General features: G+C 71.5%; 14 protein-coding genes and 1 pseudogene. 8 read left to right on the forward strand and 7 right to left on the reverse strand.

Annotated elements, in window-relative coordinates:
- Positions 1–36 precede the first annotated feature (36 nt).
- Together LIX60_RS24875 and LIX60_RS24880 are read left to right on the forward strand one after the other, a co-directional pair.
- A complete protein-coding gene (locus tag LIX60_RS24875) occupies positions 37–1,251 on the forward strand; it encodes a hypothetical protein (RefSeq protein ID WP_308101796.1) in 1,215 nt (404 codons plus the stop codon).
- Positions 1,248–1,745, forward strand: a complete 498-nt coding sequence (locus LIX60_RS24880) for a hypothetical protein (RefSeq protein ID WP_227960754.1) — start codon at positions 1,248–1,250, stop codon at positions 1,743–1,745. Before LIX60_RS24875 ends, LIX60_RS24880 begins: the two co-directional genes overlap by 4 nt.
- Here the strand turns inward: LIX60_RS24880 and LIX60_RS24885 are convergent.
- A complete protein-coding gene (locus tag LIX60_RS24885; RefSeq protein WP_227960756.1) occupies positions 1,673–4,120 on the reverse strand; it encodes a tetratricopeptide repeat protein in 2,448 nt (815 codons plus the stop codon). The two genes, LIX60_RS24880 and LIX60_RS24885, sit on opposite strands and share 73 nt — an antisense overlap.
- A 246-nt stretch (positions 4,121–4,366) precedes the next feature.
- Between LIX60_RS24885 and LIX60_RS24890 the strand changes: the two genes are divergently transcribed.
- Positions 4,367–7,540 carry an AfsR/SARP family transcriptional regulator gene (locus LIX60_RS24890; protein WP_227960758.1) on the forward strand — a complete coding sequence of 1,058 codons (3,174 nt, stop codon included), beginning with the start codon at positions 4,367–4,369 and terminating at the stop codon, positions 7,538–7,540.
- A gap of 120 nt (positions 7,541–7,660) precedes the next feature.
- Positions 7,661–7,858 (forward strand): hypothetical protein, encoded by a 198-nt coding sequence (locus LIX60_RS24895; RefSeq protein ID WP_227960760.1) that lies wholly within the window; start codon positions 7,661–7,663, stop codon positions 7,856–7,858.
- Positions 7,859–7,928: 70 nt separating this feature from the next.
- Here the strand turns inward: LIX60_RS24895 and LIX60_RS24900 are convergent, their stop codons facing one another.
- The 3 genes and pseudogenes from LIX60_RS24900 to LIX60_RS31970 all read right to left on the reverse strand — a co-directional run.
- Complete coding sequence (locus LIX60_RS24900) at positions 7,929–9,530, reverse strand: PH domain-containing protein (protein WP_227960762.1); 1,602 nt, start codon at positions 9,528–9,530, stop codon at positions 7,929–7,931.
- 240 nt (positions 9,531–9,770) lie between these two features.
- The gene (locus tag LIX60_RS24905) at positions 9,771–10,475 is read right to left on the reverse strand and encodes a DUF4765 family protein (RefSeq protein ID WP_265585756.1); all 705 of its coding nucleotides are present in this window, start codon (positions 10,473–10,475) and stop codon (positions 9,771–9,773) included.
- A 42-nt stretch (positions 10,476–10,517) separates the two neighbouring features.
- Positions 10,518–10,645 (reverse strand): annotated as a pseudogene (locus tag LIX60_RS31970) (DUF4157 domain-containing protein); the annotation flags it as partial.
- On the opposite strand from LIX60_RS31970, the gene LIX60_RS24915 reads away from it, so the two are divergent.
- Together LIX60_RS24915 and LIX60_RS24920 are read left to right on the forward strand one after the other, a co-directional pair.
- Complete coding sequence (locus tag LIX60_RS24915; RefSeq protein WP_227960764.1) at positions 10,599–12,083, forward strand: DUF4157 domain-containing protein; 1,485 nt, start codon at positions 10,599–10,601, stop codon at positions 12,081–12,083. The pseudogene LIX60_RS31970 and the gene LIX60_RS24915 overlap by 47 nt on opposite strands.
- Positions 12,084–12,122: 39 nt before the next feature.
- A complete protein-coding gene (locus LIX60_RS24920) occupies positions 12,123–12,491 on the forward strand; it encodes a hypothetical protein (RefSeq protein WP_227960767.1) in 369 nt (122 codons plus the stop codon).
- A gap of 73 nt (positions 12,492–12,564) precedes the next feature.
- Here LIX60_RS24920 and LIX60_RS24925 read toward each other — a convergent pair whose 3' ends face one another.
- The 3 genes from LIX60_RS24925 to LIX60_RS24935 form a co-directional block, all read right to left on the reverse strand.
- Entirely contained in the window at positions 12,565–12,756 is a 192-nt protein-coding gene (locus LIX60_RS24925) for a DUF397 domain-containing protein (protein WP_227960769.1), read from the reverse strand.
- A complete protein-coding gene (locus tag LIX60_RS24930) occupies positions 12,753–13,685 on the reverse strand; it encodes a helix-turn-helix transcriptional regulator (protein WP_227960771.1) in 933 nt (310 codons plus the stop codon). Before LIX60_RS24930 ends, LIX60_RS24925 begins: the two co-directional genes overlap by 4 nt.
- Before the next feature lie 69 nt (positions 13,686–13,754).
- Positions 13,755–13,904 carry a hypothetical protein gene (locus LIX60_RS24935; protein WP_227960773.1) on the reverse strand — a complete coding sequence of 50 codons (150 nt, stop codon included), beginning with the start codon at positions 13,902–13,904 and terminating at the stop codon, positions 13,755–13,757.
- Positions 13,905–13,989: 85 nt separating this feature from the next.
- Between LIX60_RS24935 and LIX60_RS24940 the strand changes: the two genes are divergently transcribed.
- Together LIX60_RS24940 and LIX60_RS24945 are read left to right on the forward strand one after the other, a co-directional pair.
- Positions 13,990–15,531, forward strand: coding sequence for a hypothetical protein (locus LIX60_RS24940; protein WP_227960775.1), 1,542 nt, complete (start codon positions 13,990–13,992; stop codon positions 15,529–15,531).
- 1 nt (position 15,532) lies between these two features.
- Complete coding sequence (locus LIX60_RS24945; protein WP_227960778.1) at positions 15,533–16,552, forward strand: hypothetical protein; 1,020 nt, start codon at positions 15,533–15,535, stop codon at positions 16,550–16,552.
- Positions 16,553–16,570 lie beyond the last annotated feature (18 nt).

Raw genomic sequence — 16,570 nt, forward strand, 5'->3', positions numbered from 1 at the left:
ACGATGTCTGTGGAGGACGGGCCGGCAAGGCCGGTGGTGAGGGACTCGGGTCAGTGGGCCACACTGCCCGACTGCAAGAAGATCCTGGTGGTCGTACACACCGAGGTGTACGGGAGGAGACTGCTGGACCTGCTTCCTCTGCTGGAGGCGGACCTGCGGGTGCAAGTGGTCTTCACGGTCGCCCCGCACGCGTTCTCGGGAGGCGCGGAGCGGTTGCTGCGGGAGCTGGGCGGAACCGTACTGCCCTGGGAGAAGGCGGCGCGGCGTTCCTTCGACCTCGCCCTGGCCGCCGGCTCACAGGGCACGGAGCAACTGCGCGCTCCTCTCATCCGGCTCCCGCACGGAGCCGGGCACATCAAGCTGTCGCGTGTGGCGGACGACGGGCCCGGAGCACCGCGTACGGTCGGGGGCTTGGGGCGGAAGTACCTGATGTGGCAGGGCCGGGTGGTCCCGCAGGCGGTGGCGCTGGCGCACCGGGAGGAACTGGCCGAGCTGGAGCGCTGGTGCCCGGAGGCGCTGCCGCGGGCGGAGGTGGTCGGTGACCCGTGCCACGACCGCATCGCCGCGAGCCTGCCGCTGCGGGCGCGGTACCGGGAGGCGCTGGGCCTGGACGACGGCCGGCGGCTGGTTCTGGTCTCCACGACCTGGGGCCCCGGCTCGTCGTTCAACCGGCTGGACGCCCTGGTGCCCCGGCTGTCGGCCGAACTCCCGGAGGACGAATACCGGGTGGCGCTGCTGGTCCACCCGAACATCCGGGCGGGGCACGGCGACTGGCAGGTGCGCGCGTGGCTCGCGGCGTGCCGCCGTCGGGGAGTGGCCCTGATCCCGCCCGGGACCGACTGGCGGACTCCGCTGATCGCGGCGGACTGGATCATCGGTGACCACGGCTCCGTCACCCTCTACGCCACCATGACCGAGGCCCCGATCCTCCTGGCCCGCTTCCCGGAAAGGGATGTGAACCCCGCCTCTCCCGGGGCGGACCTCGCCCGCACGGCTCCCGCTCTGTCGCCCTCCCATCCGCTGCACGAGCAACTCGCTTATGCCGCGGCCGAGTACCCGGAGGCGGAATACCGGGGGATCGCCGCGCGGATCTCCTCCGAGCCGGGCCGGTTCAGCAGGAACATGCGACGGCTGATGTACCGGCACCTCGCCCTCGGCGAGCCGGCCTGCTTTCCGGAGACGGAGCCACTGCCCCTGCCGGAACGGCTCGCCGGAGAGCCGGGACCGGAGCGGGGGGAGAGGTCGGCATGAGAGCACCCGCCGGCCCCGCGGGCCCGGCCGTCGTGGTCCGTACGGACGCCGGGAAGCCGGTCGCGCCGGTCCCCGCCGCGGAGTGGCCGGCGGGGGACAGCCTGGTCGTGGACCTCGGCGGAGCCGCCTCCGCGGCACTGGCGCAGTGCGCGGACGTCCTCTGGAGTACCGGGGAGGAGGCCCGTGCCCGGTCGCTGCTGCGTACGTATCCCGGCTGCCTGGTGGTGATGCTGCGGACCCCGGCGGAGGAGTGCGTCGCCTTCTTCCGCAGCGGTGCCCGGGTCGCGGCCGCCGCGGGTGGCGACCGTGCGGGGGACGCAGGGGACCGGCAGGTGTTGGGGGCGGCCCTCCACGCCTGGTATGTGGCGGCGCTGCCGCTGGAGGACCTGGACTCCGCACTTCTGGTGCGGGCCGAACGCGTCTACCGGTTCCGCCTGCTCGGGCCGCCTGGGTGCAGGCTCTGCAAGCGGGCGGCCAGCCGCCGCGCGTCTTGAGAACTGACCGGGGCGTAGAGGGCCAGGGACCGCTCGTAGTGGTCCCCGGCCTTCTCCGTGTCACCGCCTTCCGCGGCCGTCTGGCCCAGGAATTCGAGGACCCGGGCCTGCCAGTGCACGGACCCGGCCGCGAGGAATTCCTCGTGGGCCCGGTGGAGCAGTTCCTCGGCGGCCGCCGGGTCCCCGTGCGCCCGCGCGTGGGCCCGGCCCAGAAAGGCCAGGGCGCGCGCCGCGTCGTAGGCGTCGGACTCGGCGAGCAGGGCCTCACGGGCCGCGGTCAGGAGGGTGACCGCCTCGTGGGGCCGTCCCCGGGCCTGGGCGATGTCGCCCAGGACCAGCCGGGTCAGGGCGGCCCCGCGGCGGTATCCGATCTCCTCACGCAGTTCCAGGGCCCGGGTCAGATGGGGGATGGCGCGTTCCAGGTGCCCGGCCAGCCGCAGCGACTGGCCGAGTCCGTGGAGCGCCTGAGCCTCCGCCCGGACGTCACCGTCCTGCCGGGCGAGCTCCAGCGAACGGCCGAACCACTCGGCCGCCTCGTCATGACGCCCGTCGTTGCGCAGACCCGCGCCGCCGGAGGTGAGCATGCGCTTCTCGGCGGTTCTGTCCCCGGCCCGGCACGCGGAGTCCAGACCGATCCCGTGGGCCTCGGTCCACAGGTCGTAGGGCCGCAACCGCAGGAACAACGGCCACATGGCATCGGTGAGTTGCCATACCGCGTCGTGCCACTCCCGCCCGGCGGCGGCCCGCAGCACCGCCATCAGGTGCAGGCGTTCCCCGTCCAGCCACTGCAGCGCGGCGCGGGAATCCGCGAAGGTCACGGGGTGCGCGGGAGGGAAGACGTAGTCGCGGCGGAGCGTGCGGTGGCTCGGGGTCAGCAGAGCTTCGGCGGCGGTCGCTGCGGCGAGATAGACGTCGACGACCCGACGGACCGCCGCGTCCCGGTCGGCGGGTGAGTCCTCGCGGCCGGCGAGATCGTCGGCGTGCGCCCGGATCAGGTCGTGGAACCGGTAGCGTTCACCGCCGCCGACGGGGTCCGGCGTGAGGTCCTCCAGAAGGTTCACCTCGACGAGATCGTCGAGAACGCGTTCCGCCTCCGCGCGGGACGTGCCGCAGGCGGCAGCGGCCACCGTGCTGTCGAAGACGGTGACGGGCTGCGTGCCGAGGCACCGGTACGCCCGGGCGACGTCGGCCGGAAGCGTCCGGTACGACTCGTCGAGCGCGGTCCGGACGGCTCCGCTGCCCTCCGCCCGCAACGGCTCCAGCCGGCTGCCGGCGTCCCGGTCCAGAGCCGCCGCCATCACCGTCAGCGACTGCCGGGGCCGGGCGGCCATCCGGGCGGCGGCCACGCTGACGGCGAGCGGCAGACCGGCGCACAGGGCGGCGACCCGTCGCGCTGCCTCCGGCTCCTGTCCGACCCGGTGCGCGCCGACCCTGCTGGTGAGCAGTGCCACCGCGGCCTCGGGGCGGAGCGGCTCCACGTGGTGGAAAACTGCGCCGTCCACCACCAGCCCGGTCAGCCTCCGCCTGCTGGTGACGACCACCAGGCTGCTCGCCGAGCCGGGCAGTAGTGGGCGTACCTGGGCCGCGCTGAGGGCGTTGTCCAGAAGGACCGCGATCCTCAGGCCGGCGGTGACCGACCGCCACAGAGCGGCCTGTTCGTCGAGCCCGGACGGAATGTGCGTGCTGCCGAAGGCGCGCAGGAACTGGCCCAGGACCTCTCCCGGCGCGGCAGGGCCGCCGGTCGGCGAGTGGCCGCGCAGGTCGGTGTAGAGCTGGCCGTCGGGACAGTTTCCGGCCAGCCCGGTGAGCCAGTGGGAGGCCAGAGTCGTCTTCCCCACCCCGGCCGGGCCGCTGATCACCACGCGGAGCGGCGCCGGCGCGGGGCCGTCCGCTGTCTCCCGGCGGAGCGCCTCCAGTGCCCGGAGATCGCTGTCGCGGCCGCCGAAGTCCGCGGGAACGGGCAGGAGCTGGCGCGGTACGGGGCCGCGCGGCGGCCCGGCGGGCTCGGCGGAGTGGATATGCACCCCGCCGTGGATGTCCCGGCTCTGCAGGACCGCTCCGCTGATCCGTGCGGTGCCGCCCAAGGTGTTGGCGTGGACGGAATCGTCCGCGCGCGGTGTCGCGGCGAGGACCCACAGCCTGAGCTCCTCCGTGAGCCCGGGCCGGCTCGCGGCCCGGGCCGCGAGAAGCTCCGCCAGTTCCGCGGCGCGGAAGGGGTCCCCGGGGGACGTCTCCCAGGAGGCCAGCGCCCGTGACAGGAGGTCCCCGGGCGCAGCGGCGGCTCGTACGATCTCCACGAGAGCGGGCCGGGCGGTCCTCCGCCGGTCCGCCCCGATCAGGGCAGCGGTCAACTGCGGGACCGTCACCGGGTCCATGTCCACGTCTTCCCCCGTCTGTCCGCGGCAGCGTAAGCGCATGGGCGGGCTCGGATGACTGGGGCATACCCCTGCTTCGGACCTGACAGGCCGGTCGATGGGCGTGGAAGAACGTTTCGGCCATGCCAATCACCGCAAGTGGGCTTCTAGTGCGACAAGTTGACGACGTGTCATGCTTGACCCAAAGACGGCGGGCCGGCGATGGGGGGAACGCTGGTGGGCTGCGCGATTCACATCCTGGGACCTGTGGCCGTACGGACGCCGGCCGGGCGTCACCGTTTCGGGTCGTCCAAGGAGGGAGCCGTACTCGCCGCTCTGGCCTTCGACGTGAACAAGCCGGTCTCCACCGACACACTGATCCGTAGGGTGTGGGACGAGGACCCGCCCGACAGGCCCCTGGTGAGTCTCCGTTCCTATATGTCGCGCCTCCGGAAGAGACTGGGCAGAGCCGCCGTGCCGGACGGGCCGCGGCTGACCCAGAACGCCCACGCCTACACGCTCGAAACGCCGCCGGACACCGTTGACTGCCACCGCTTCCGCACGCTCGTCTCCCGGGCCGCCGCACGGTCGGCCGACGGCGACGATCCGGGCGCCCTGGCCCTGATGCGGGAGGCCGAGGCGCTGTGGCGGGGCGAACCCCTGACGGGAATCGGCGGGACCTGGGCCGAAACCGTCCGGGCCGACCTCGGCGAGCGGCGCTTCGCCGCGATCCTCGCCCGGGCCGAGACACAACTCCGGACCGGGGATTTCGCGGAGGTGGTCGCCGACCTCTCGGCCCTCGCCGCGGAGCGCCCCACCGACGAGACCCTCCTCGCCCACCTCATGGTGGCGAGCTATGCCTGCGGCCGGCAGGCCGACGCCCTGCGGTTCTACGAATCCGCCCGCCGGCGGCTCTCGGACGAACTTGGTACGGACCCCGCGGAGAACCTCTCCCGCGTCCACCGGCTGATACTGCGCCAGGCCCCCGTCAGCGAGCTGATATCCGGCGGGAAGGCCACCACCCGGCGGAGCCGGAGCGCGGAACAGCGGCCTCCCGACAACCTGCCACGCCACGCGGAACTCGTGGGCCGTGAGGCGGAGATGGGGATTCTTGCGGACTGCGTCGGCAGTCCTCCGCCCGGCTCTTGCGCAGTTGTCGCACTTCAGGCGATTTCCGGCATGGCCGGGGTGGGGAAGAGCCTGCTGGCTCTCCACGCCGCGGAGCGGTTCGGCGCCCATTTCCCCGACGGGCGGATCCACCTCAATCTCCAGGCACACGCCCCGGGGGCGGAGCCCCTGACTCCGCGGGCGGCCCTCTCGTCGCTGCTGCGCGCCCTGGGGGTGCCGGCCGGGTCCATCCCGCAGGAACCGGAGGAGGCGGCGTCACTGTGGCGGACCCTCCTCACGAGCCGCCGCGCCGTGATCGTCCTCGACGACGCGGCCGACGCGGAACAGGTGCGCCCCTTGCTGCCGGGCCGGTCGTCCTCCCTGGTCGTCATCACCAGCCGCCGCCGGTTGTCCGGCCTGCCCGGGGTGCGCCCCCTCTTCCTCGACGTCCTGCCACCCGAGGACGCGGTGGCGCTCTTCCGGCGGCTGGTCGGGGACGAACGCGCGGGGGACGGCGCGCAGATCGCGGAAGTGGTGCGTCTCTGCGGATATCTCCCCCTGGCGGTGGAACTCGCCGCCGGGCGACTGGTGTCCCGGCCCACGTGGAAGGTCTCTCATCTGATCCGCAGAATGACGCGGGGACAGGGCCGGTTGAGAGAAATCCGCGACGGCTGCGATGAGATCGGCCGGGCGTTCGAGATGTCCTACAACACCCTTACGGAAGATCAGAAGAGAGTGTTCCGGTTCGCCGGACTGCACTTCGGCTCCGAATTCGATCTGTACGCCGCCGCGGCTCTCACCGGGTTCGGCCCGCAGAAGACGGAGCGGATTCTCGATGATCTGCTCGACGCGCACCTGGTTCACGAGACCGCACCCGAACGGTACCGATTTCATGATCTGCTCGGCGAGTACTCCCGCACTCTGGCCACGGCGGTGGACTCCGCGGCGGACCGCGACCGGGCCCTGGCGCGCCTCGCGGAATTCTGTCTCCACGCGGCGGACCGTGCGGTCCGGCTTGCCGATCCCCGTCACCCGCGCCTCGGCACCGGCCACGGCGACTGCCGTCTCCCGCTGCCCTCCTGGCATGACCCGCAGGAAGCCGAGAGCTGGCTGATGGCCGAACGCGCGGCACTGATCGCCGCGGAACGCCATCTGCGCGAACACGGCGCACCCCGCCGGGCGGCCCTGCTCGCCCACACGCTGGCGGGCTTCCTCGACAAGGAGGGGTACTGGCCGGAGGCCCAGCGCATGCACGAGCACGCCGCCCGTACCTGGGCCGGCCTGGGGGAGGAGCGCTGTGAGGCCCGGGCCCGCATCGACCTCGGCATCACCCTCACCCACGCGAGCCGCTACGCGGAGGCCGCCGCGGCGGGAGAACGGGCCCTGGAACTGGCCCGCGCGGTCGGCGACACCGAAGCCGAGGCGGAGGCACTGCACCGGTTGGGACTGGTGCACTGGTGCAGGGGCGATTACCGCTCCATGCTAGCGACCCAGCAGACGGCACTGGAATTGCGCAGAAAATCCGGCGACCGATGGCAGATGACCCGCAGCGTGAACAATATCGGGATCGCCTATCTGCATCTGGGGGAACATTCCAAGGCGCTGCAGCATTTCCAGGAGGCCCTGGCGGTTTTCGGGGAACTCGGGGACGGGCGGGGACAGGTGCAGTCCCTGAACAATGTGGCAGAGGCCTATCTCGAAATGGGTGACAAGAAGGCGGCCCGCGAATCCTTTGCGAGGGTGTTTGATCTCGCCATGAAGCAGGGGAGCCGCACGGAACAGGCCGTGGCCCAGTTGAACATGGCCAACACCTTCTCGCTGCCAGAGGAAATGAACCAGGCATTGGACCTCTCCAGGGAGGCCCTGTTCTCCTTCCGGCGGTTGGGAGACCGGCGTTACGAAGCCATTACGATGAACTTCATGGGCCGGGCGCTCCTGGTGGCGGGACGGCACCGTGACGCCCAGGTGCACCACGCCCGGGCGCTGGAAGCGGCGCGCCCCATCGGCGCGGGGCTGGAGGAAGCCCAAGCGCTGTGCGGTCTCGGTGCCGCCGAGTTCGGTGCCGGTCAAGGGCCGGCCGCTGCCACGCACTTGGAAGCGGCGCTCGCTGTCGCCCGTCGTCTCCACTCGCCGAAGGACGAAGCCCAGGCGTGCGCTCTGCTCGCCGAGGTGCGGTTGGCGGCCGGTGCGCGCGCCGAGGCCGTCTCCCTGCTCCGGCGGGCGCTGGAGATATTCGAACGCCTCGATCCCGCCGAGGCCGAGCGAACAAGAATTCGACTAGCATGCCTGCGGGGAACTCGAGCGGACGGGACGGGCGGCCTGGATCCAGGGTGAGGACACCCCTTTGGTGTCGCCGCCCGCCTTCTTCGGCCCCCGTCCGGTCAAACGAGTGTTTGCTGGTAGTGTTCCCTTTCGGTTCATTGGGATCGTTGAGCAAACCTCGGAGTTTCCCGCGTGTTCGAAATGCTGCTTCTTGCCGCCATTGTTCAGCCCGTCGGCCAAGCCGGATCCGAAATTGGCAATCCCGGGCATGTACACGTCGCTGCGGCGCGGCCGGCCGCCATTTCGCTCTCCGCACCGATCCGGATCGCCGCGCAGGAATCCACAGTGGCGAGTACAGGTGGCAAAGGGCGCGTTTGCATGCCGTCCTGAGGCGGAATCGCACGAATCCCGAGGCGGGTCTCCGGCGTGGCGGCCGTCGTCGCAGACCGCCGGAGCCGGGTCAGGGGCCGGCGTTCCCGGCGCCCGCGGAGGCTGCGGTGGCCGCCGGGTCCGGTGACCTGCTCGTGGCGCCCAGTTCGCGGAGGACGCGGATCAGGTCGGCCGGGGCCGCGGCGAGGCGGACCCGGCGGCCCGCGTCGTCGAGTTCGGCGATGTGCCAGCTCCGGGGAACGGCCTCGCTGTCGTCGCCCCGGACCCGGCGCACCTCCCGGACGGTAAGCCGTTCCACCGGTATCGGTTTCGCCGCGAACCGGCCCGGGCCGGGGTGGGGTGTCACCGCGGGCGGGCCGCCGCCCCCGAGCACGATGTGCGTGCCGAAGTGGTGCGGGTTGTAGTCGGTGTGCTCCAGGAAGCGGGCCGACAGGAACACCTCTGCGTCCTCCCCCTTCTTCTGATCGGGGGACGCCCCGGCCGCACCGGCGTCTCCGGGGCCGCGCACCCGGGTGGCGCGCCAGGCGAGGACGAGAAGCCCCAGCGTGACGAGCGAGCCCGCGGCTGCCCACGTGACCGCCACCGGAGAGGTGAACAGGGTCGTGGGGTGGAGGTAGCAGAGCGGCAGCAGCCACAGCGCCGTTCCGGCGAGGGCGCCCACGAACGGCAGCGCGGACGGCAGGACTTCGTCGTCGGGCAGCCGCCGCCCGCGCAGGCGCAGCAGCACACGGGCACCGGGGTAGCCGGCGGCGAGGGCGAGCACGGCCGCGAGGACGGCCACGTCACCGGCGGGGACGACGTGCTTGTGCCACACATGGCGCTCCCCGGCGACCTCCATCACCTCGCCGCGCCAGACGGCCAGTTCGACACGGTCGCCGGGCCGGAACGTCTGTGCCGCCTCTTGCGAGACCGAGAGCTGCTCCAACGGCCGGCCGTCGCTGAAATACACCTGGCCGGGCTGCTTGGGTCCGTTGACCTCGGTCCGCTCGATCACGGCGGGCACGGTGGACAGACAGTCGGCCCGTGACTCGGCGGCGGAGGCTTCCGCGGCACACGGAACGGCCGCCCGCCAAGCCCGCACCTCCGACGCGGTGCCCGGTACGAACGACGCGGCCACTCCGGCGCCGGCGAGCAGCAGCGCGCACAGGGTCAGCGATCCCGCCCAGCCGCCCCCGGCGGTGCGGGACGAGACGACGGGCCGATGGTCCGATTCCGGGGCTCCGTAACGGCGGTGCAATGCGCGGAGCACGTCCAGCTTCGCGTCGAACTCCGGGTCGGGGGAGGCCCCGCAACTCGGCAGCGGAAGCAGCCTCCTGCGTCCGTCGCGCAGCACCAGGCCGACGCGGCGGATCTCCTTGGAGTGGTAGGCGCCCGGGTACCGGAGCTGGATCCGCAGATCGGCGATGTCGCGCCACGGAACGCTCCGCCGGCGCAGCAGCGTCCGGGAGTGCAGGCCGTAGGCGTCACCGCGCACCTCGGCGGTGACCCCGCGCACCGAGGCGAAGCCCACCAGGGCGAAGAACAGGCCGAGGCCCAGCCACATGTCCAGGAGCGTGCCCCGGGAGGCCGCCCGCGCCACGGCCAGAACCGCCCCCGCCACCCCGAGGGCGAGGAAGAACCCAAGGGTGCGGCGGTAGGGGGAATGGCAGGTCACTTCCCGTGCGGTGGTCATGCGCGGAAGCATGCCATCGGCCGCGCCGCGCGTTCTTGTGCGGGGTACGGCAGCGTTCCGGCCCGGAACGCTGCCGCACTGTCCGTGAACCCGGTTCCGGCACCCGGGAGTTCCGGCCGGCCGCGCGGTTCCGGGCGGGCCTGTCGCGCGGGGTCCGGTGCCCTGGACCGGCGGCAGCGCGTGCCGGGTGCGCGTGTTCCGGCACTGCGGAAGAGAGCGGCCCGATGCCCGTCGTCCCGGCTAGGACGCGTTCGCCGTGCGTCCCGACTGCTGTCCGCGGGTCCGGTCCACCAGATGGAGCACCGTGAGCGGCGCGGAGGGGAGCGCGGTCCAGCCGTCCTCGGCCGAGCTGCCCCTGGACAGGTACTTGGCGGCGATGGAGACGACCACCAGCGCCTGCCTGTAGCTGAAGCCCTCGGCGATGCCGGTGCGCGCACTGAACTCCGGCAGCTGACCGCCGTGACCGATCTGGGATTGGCTCGCGGCCCGGTCCGGAGCGGTGGTGCTCGCGTTGGCGGACCTGCCCCCCGCGCTGCCGTTCGCCTCCATGGCCTCGGCCCGTGACAGTGTGGTGCCGCGCCAGAGGATCACGTGCTGGTCGGACTGCTGTTCCACCAGACTGGCCACCGTGGCATCGGGCGTGGGCTGCGGCAGCTGTGACTCGAACCTGGTGCTGAAGTTGTCGTCGTCCGAGTCGTAGTTGTCGCTGTCCGGGTCCCGCTCCGTCGGCCCGGTGGCGTGCCGGGCGAGCTGCACGGGAATGCCGGCGTCGGCCGGGGCCTGCCGGGCATCCTCCTCCGGTGCGCGCTGGACGTCGGGGAGCGGGGCGGACATCACGCGGGCCGCGTTGGCCTCGGCGGCCCGTTCGAACCGGTCGCCCGGGTCGGACACCCGCACCCCGCCGGGCCCGGTCGTGCCGTCCACCGACCCCGAGCGCTGCTGCATCACATGGGTGAGCTCGTGCGCGAGGGTGTGGGGATCGGCGCCGTCCGGACCGATGGCGATGTCGTTGCCCGAAGTCCACGCCTTGGCCCGAGCTCGGCCGTGGAGCGCTGGGCCACCGCGTCGGTGTGCACCCTGACCTCGGAGAAGTCGGCGCCCAGCCTGGTCTCCATCTCGCTCCGGAGCGGCTCGTCCAGCGGCCGCCCGCCCGAACGCAGCACGTCGTGCACCGGGGACCGCTGCACGTCCGGCTGCGGCCACCGGTCCGAGCAGCCCCGGGTGCAGCGCTCGGCCGTCCATGACGTGCAGCGTGCCCCCGGCCGGCCCCTCGACGACACCACCCGCGCCGAGATGGAGGGCCGGCTGGACGCGGACTTCTCCGACGTCCGGGTCCACAACGACAGCACCGCGAAGGCGTCCGCCGCCGAAGTCGGCGCCCGTGCCTACACCTCCGGGAGCCATGTCGTCATCGGCGACGGCGGCGTGGACAAGCACACCCTCGCCCATGAGCTGACGCATGTCATCCAGCAGCGGCAGGGCCCGGTCGCGGGCACGGACAACGGCGCGGGTGTGAAGGTGTCGGATCCCTCGGACCGGTTCGAACGCGAGGCGGAGGCCAACGCGACGCGGGTGATGTCGGGTCCGGCGGAGCGGAGGAGCGTCCCGGAACCGGGCGGCGGCGCGGAGGGGACGGGCGGCGCGGGGGCGCCGGTGCAGCGTTCGGCACCGGCGGTCCAGCGGATGAAACTGGCGCAGGGCAAGATCGTTTTCACCAACGTGGCCCTGAAGTACCCGGAGTACATGGAGAAGGCCGGCAGGCTCCTTCAGCTCCTCGCCGGACACAGCATGATCAGGAGTTACCTCGGGGAGCGCGACTGCTCGATCACGCTGGAGAAGCGCACCACGGAGACCCCCGCCGACGTGATCGACAAGGGGGAGGAGGGCGTGTTCGTCACCCTCGCCTCCTACTACTTCGAGAACTACGACATCGGCTACATCGCCGGAATGCTCTGCCACGAGTTCGGCATCCACCCGCTCGCGGAGAGCATGCCGAACATGGCGCGGGAGGAGGAGAGCTTCCGGGACATGCCCTTCCCCGTGCCCGGCCTGGAGAGCGAGGACAGGGGCGGGCCCGACGGGTTCGTCTCGATGAACTCGGCCAACGCCAAGCAGGCCGACCACGTGCTCGGCGCCATCCCCGGCAGCCCCCGCTACACCGTCTACCGCGATCTGGCCCTGGAGATGGCGCAGATGCTGCTGCGGGACGCGGAGACCCGCGTCCAGGGGGCCAGGGAGCAGGACGTCACGGACCTGCTCGACTGCTTCCTGATGGACGTCGCCTCCATCGCCGCCACCAACGACGACCGCAAGCGCGGGCTTCCCGTCTTCACCAACCGGGAGGGTGAGGCGGTGCGCCGCGACATCGCGACGGTCTACAACGCCTACAAACAGCGGCTGGCGAACGGCCTGCCGGCCGACCGCCAGGGCATCGCCCCGCTGTTCCCGCAGGACAAGACCCCGCAGGCCGTCAAGGCGGACTTCCAGACGCTCATGGCGCGCATCGCGAAGGGCGCGTTCCGGGCCTGGAGCATCGACAACAGCGAGGGGTGACGCGGGCCGGGAACGGCGGACGCGACGCATGATGCAGAGATGACCGGAGGAGAACGGGTTCGGCACGGCAGCCCGCAGCGCTACGCGGAAGCGTTCCTGCGGGCCGCCCGCCCCGCCCTGGAGGACTTCCCGGTCTGCCGGGGCGCGCGGCTGGAGTCACTGGACGTCGAATACCTGACGGATGACCGGGAGGCTGAGGGCGCCGTCCGCGCCATCTGCGCGGTGGCCGTCGTCACCTTCCGCGGCCACCGCTTCTCCTACCGCCGGGGCATCTGGCCACCGGCCCACCCGGCGTCCACGGCCGCCGCGATCTACGCGACGGTCCTGGAGGAGCGGCTGCTGACTCGCCCCCGTCCTCCGCGCGTCTCCGGGACGGACCCGGCGATCGAACCACCGGTCGAGCTGTGAGGCGGAGGTCCCGGGTGCGGGACTGCCCGCGTCCGCCGCGTTGGGCCGTCACCCCGCCGACGGGACGCGAGGCTCAGGCACGCAGGTGCGCCGCCTGCGCGGTGAAGGTCGTCCACGCGTCGGGGGAAACGACCAGCGGGTGCCGCTCGGTGTCCTTGGAGTCCCGGACCAGGACGTCTTCAGGACGTATGGCGACCTCGACGCAGTTGTCACCCCCGCCGCCGCTGTAGCTGCTCTTGGACCACACCAGTTCAGTCGTGTTCACAACGCTCCTCGCATCCGCTCCAGCAGGCTCGTAGTGGCCTGTCGGCTCAGAGCCTGTGCGCGCATCTTGCCATAGCGCTGAAGCATCGAACTGGCTACTTTCGGATCGGTGACGAGGGCGCTGTTGTCATGGCCCTCGACGTAGCCGATCCATCGGTTCTCGACCGTCTCCGCCAGATACATCGGCCCTTCGAAACCGGAGTGATCCTCCTGCTCAAGCGGCATGACCTGGATCTCCACGTTCCGCAGGCGTCCCTGCTGGAGAAGATGGTCGATGAGTGTCCTCGTGACATCGACGCCTCCCAAGCGGCGCGTCAGCAGAGCCTGCTCGATGATGAAGCTGAACGTCGTGTTCGGCCGTTCGGTGAAGAGCCGCTGTCTGGCCAGCCGGGCTGCTACCTGACGCTCGAACTGCTCCTCCGTGAGCGGCGGCAGGCGACGTTCGAAGATCTGCCGGATGTACGGCTCGGGTTGCAACAGCCCCGGAACGACCCGGCACTCATACGCATACAGCGACACCGCCTCCTCCTCGATCCCGGCCCACTGCCGGAACCAGGAGGCGAGCCCCGCCTTGCGGGTGAGGCTGCGGGCCGCCGCGTCCAGGACGCGGGCGGCTGCCGGGCCCAGGACGTCCTCCGAGCGGTCGATGAGGTTGTGGGGCGGGAACCGCTTGCCCTGCTCGATCTTGGCGATGTATGGCTGGGAGTACTGCACCCGGGGCGCGAACTCCTCCTGCGTCAGCCGCGCTTCCTCCCGGAGCGCCTTCAGTACCGCGCCGAAGGTCTTGAGACTGTCCGACACCTCGGGCTCACCGTTCGTGCAGCCGCCGCCCCCACCGCCGGTGCCTCCGCGCCCGTTCCCGGCGCCGCCCGTGCCACCCCCGTCCCCGACTCCGCCGCGCTTGCCGCCGCCCCCGCTGCCCGCCGCCATCGCAGCCTGCCTTTCCGCCGCACTCCCGTGACACTTCCGGTGTTCACATGCTCACCCAGGGTCACGCGCTCAGTCCAGCGGGTCGGCTGATACAACGCGATCTGTATCAGCGTCGTCCCTGCTCAACTGCACGACCCCGGCGGAGAGATCGGCCATCGTGGCCGCGCCCGCACGGGGGGTGCCGTCACCGTACGTGCGTTCGCGTACCGCAGCGTCCATGCGATGCGGTGTCCGACCGGCCCGACTGCCGGCCAGTCTTCGACCGAAGCGGCCGTTGGGCCACCGCCGGGAGAAGGTGGCTCCTGTGCCACGGCTGTGGGCCATCAAGCTGACCAACGAGCTGAACCAGCTGGCCTACGACGACGACAAGAAGCACAAGGCGCAGTACCTGGAACTGCAGGGCGGGCTGGCCGACACCATCGCCAAGGCCACTCGGGTACCCGGCTCGGTCGCCGACGCGCCCCCGGGGTCGCAGAAGTTCAAGGACTGGCTCGCCGGCGAGGACGGCAGGTTCTACCGGCAGTGGATGGAGAGCCTTGACCGGCACGGCACCAAGAACTACGGGTCGAACACCCAGCCGCTCTACGGCTACCAGTCCTTGGTCGGTCTGATGCAGCACAGCAACGCCAAGTACGACGACCAGTTCCTCTACGAGCTGGGCGACGATCTGATAGCGGCCGAGAAGAAGCAGCCCGGCATCTACACCGAGTGGGGGGCCGGCCACGACGGCATCCGGGCGGATGCCCTCGACGGGCTTCTGGGCGTGATGAGCAAGAACCCCGACGCGGCCACGGCCTTCTTCGACCCTGCGGGCAACGGGTCGGGCTCCGACCACCGCGGCAACGACCATCTGAAGTACCTGCTCAACGAACGTGAATGGCCGCAGCACAGCACAGCCGCCGGTACGACGGTCTTCACCATGGACGACCCCCTCAACCGCACCGGGCTCGGCGCGGCGCTGGAAGCGGCGGCCACCGGGCGGGAGCCCAACTCCGCCGGGGCGGCCTTCGGTCAGCACTCGGAGGCCCAGGCCCGGGTGATGCAGGAGACCATCACGCTGCTGGACAAGGACGGCAACGGCGACACGATCCCGGAGAACCTGAAGGTTCCGCTCGGACGTGCTCTCGCCGACTACACGGTCGACACCCACGCGATCCTCAGCGGCACTGAGCCGAGCAGCCCGGGAGGGCTGTCCAACATCAACGCCAACGGTGACGAGTCCGGCATCACCAACAGCAAGCACAGCCTGCTCCGCGTGATGCGCGGGGTGTCCGACGCGGCGTACGGGACGACTCCGGGCGGCGAACCCGTCCTCGTCTACGATCTCCTGTACGAGAACGAGAGGCGCTACTCCGCCGAGTACCTGAGCACGGCCAGGGACGCCCCGGCCGGCCAGCAGAGCAACGTCGTCGGCGACTGGGACAACAGGGCCCGCCACGTGGCCGAGGTGTACGGCTCCATGACCGCCATCGGATCCGACATGATCCTCGACGACCGGGACACGAAGATCGGCAACCTCAACGACCAGATGCGCTACACGTACCACGGGGTCGGCGGCCTCTTCACCCAGATCCCCGTGGTGGGGGACCCAGTTCAGCGCATGGTCGACGCGGCCACCTACGAGTACTCCAAGGACGTGGCGCAGGCGGCCGAGGACGTGGCCCAATCCGAGGATAGTGCCGCCACGACCGCCGGTATCGACGGTACGAACGCGCTTCTCGACGCATGGGGGGACGAACGCGGCGTCAGCGACAGCGATGCGCACAAGCATGCCAAGGGCGAAGCCAAGCAGAGCTTCATCACCGGGCGCGAAGACGCCTATTCGGCCCTGCGGACGAGGAAGTGAAATGACGAACGAAAACGGCGGGGTGGGTCTCGGGCGGAAAATCCTCATCCCCCTCCTGGCGGTCGGCGTCCTGGCCGTGGGGGCCCATCTATGGCTGAACACCAACCTGTTCGGCCCCGAGGACGTGTGCGGAGGGCTGGTGTCCACCGACTCGGCCGAGGCCGTCTTCACACGGCCCGGCCGCATCTCCGACCGGGACGGGCTGGACGACCGTCCGCGTGACCGGCTTCACTTCCGCTGCATCGTGGAGAGCTCGTCCTTCCTCCCCGGATCGGACACCGAGCGAATCAGCCTCTCGGGGAGCCGCGAGCGCGGTGACTTCGTCTTCACCGAAGAGGGCCGCTGGCCGAGCCCCGCCACGATGTCGTTCTTCTCCGGCGGCGCCACCGGCGCGGTGGGAGCCCACCACGGCTGGGTCCTGCTGCCCGGCGCCTGCACCACGGCGGACGGGCCCGCCGCCGTCGAGGGGTACGTGCCGGAGGGCTCGGACCCGGTGGAAGTCGCCCGGCTTCTGACCGAGGTCGCCAATCACGCGGCTGAGCGGGCGGATTGCGCGGCCGAGCGGCCCCTCACCGCTCCCGACACCCTCGATGCGGCGCCGGAGCCGCGCCGGGTCCGGGACGGCGCGGTGTGCGGCCTCCCGGGCCTGGGGTTCCCCGGGCCGGACGCGCCGGCCGAGGTGATGGAGACGGTTCAGGACCACCGCGGCCGCATCTGGGCGTGCGAGGTCGCCGGATACGCGACCTACTCCGTGACGCGGGAGCCTCGCATCGTGGAGGGCATCCGCTCCTCGCCCCGCTTCAAGGAGCAGCCGCGCGTGGCCGGTATGGAGGTGTCGGGCTTCGATTCCTTGCACTTGGTCGCCGATTGCGCGGGCACTCCGACGTACTTCTCCCTGGAGTTCGACCTCGGCTACACCTCCACCATCGGAGACCCCCGAACCCCGCGCGTTCGGGCCCTGCTCGACAATTTCGCCGAGGTCGTCGGCAAGCGGTTCGGCTGCTCCACGGCGACTTCCTGACCAGGTCTATTCCCCCGC

This window comes from Streptomyces sp. S07_1.15, from assembly GCF_020739505.1.
Lineage (GTDB): Bacteria > Actinomycetota > Actinomycetes > Streptomycetales > Streptomycetaceae > Streptomyces > Streptomyces xinghaiensis.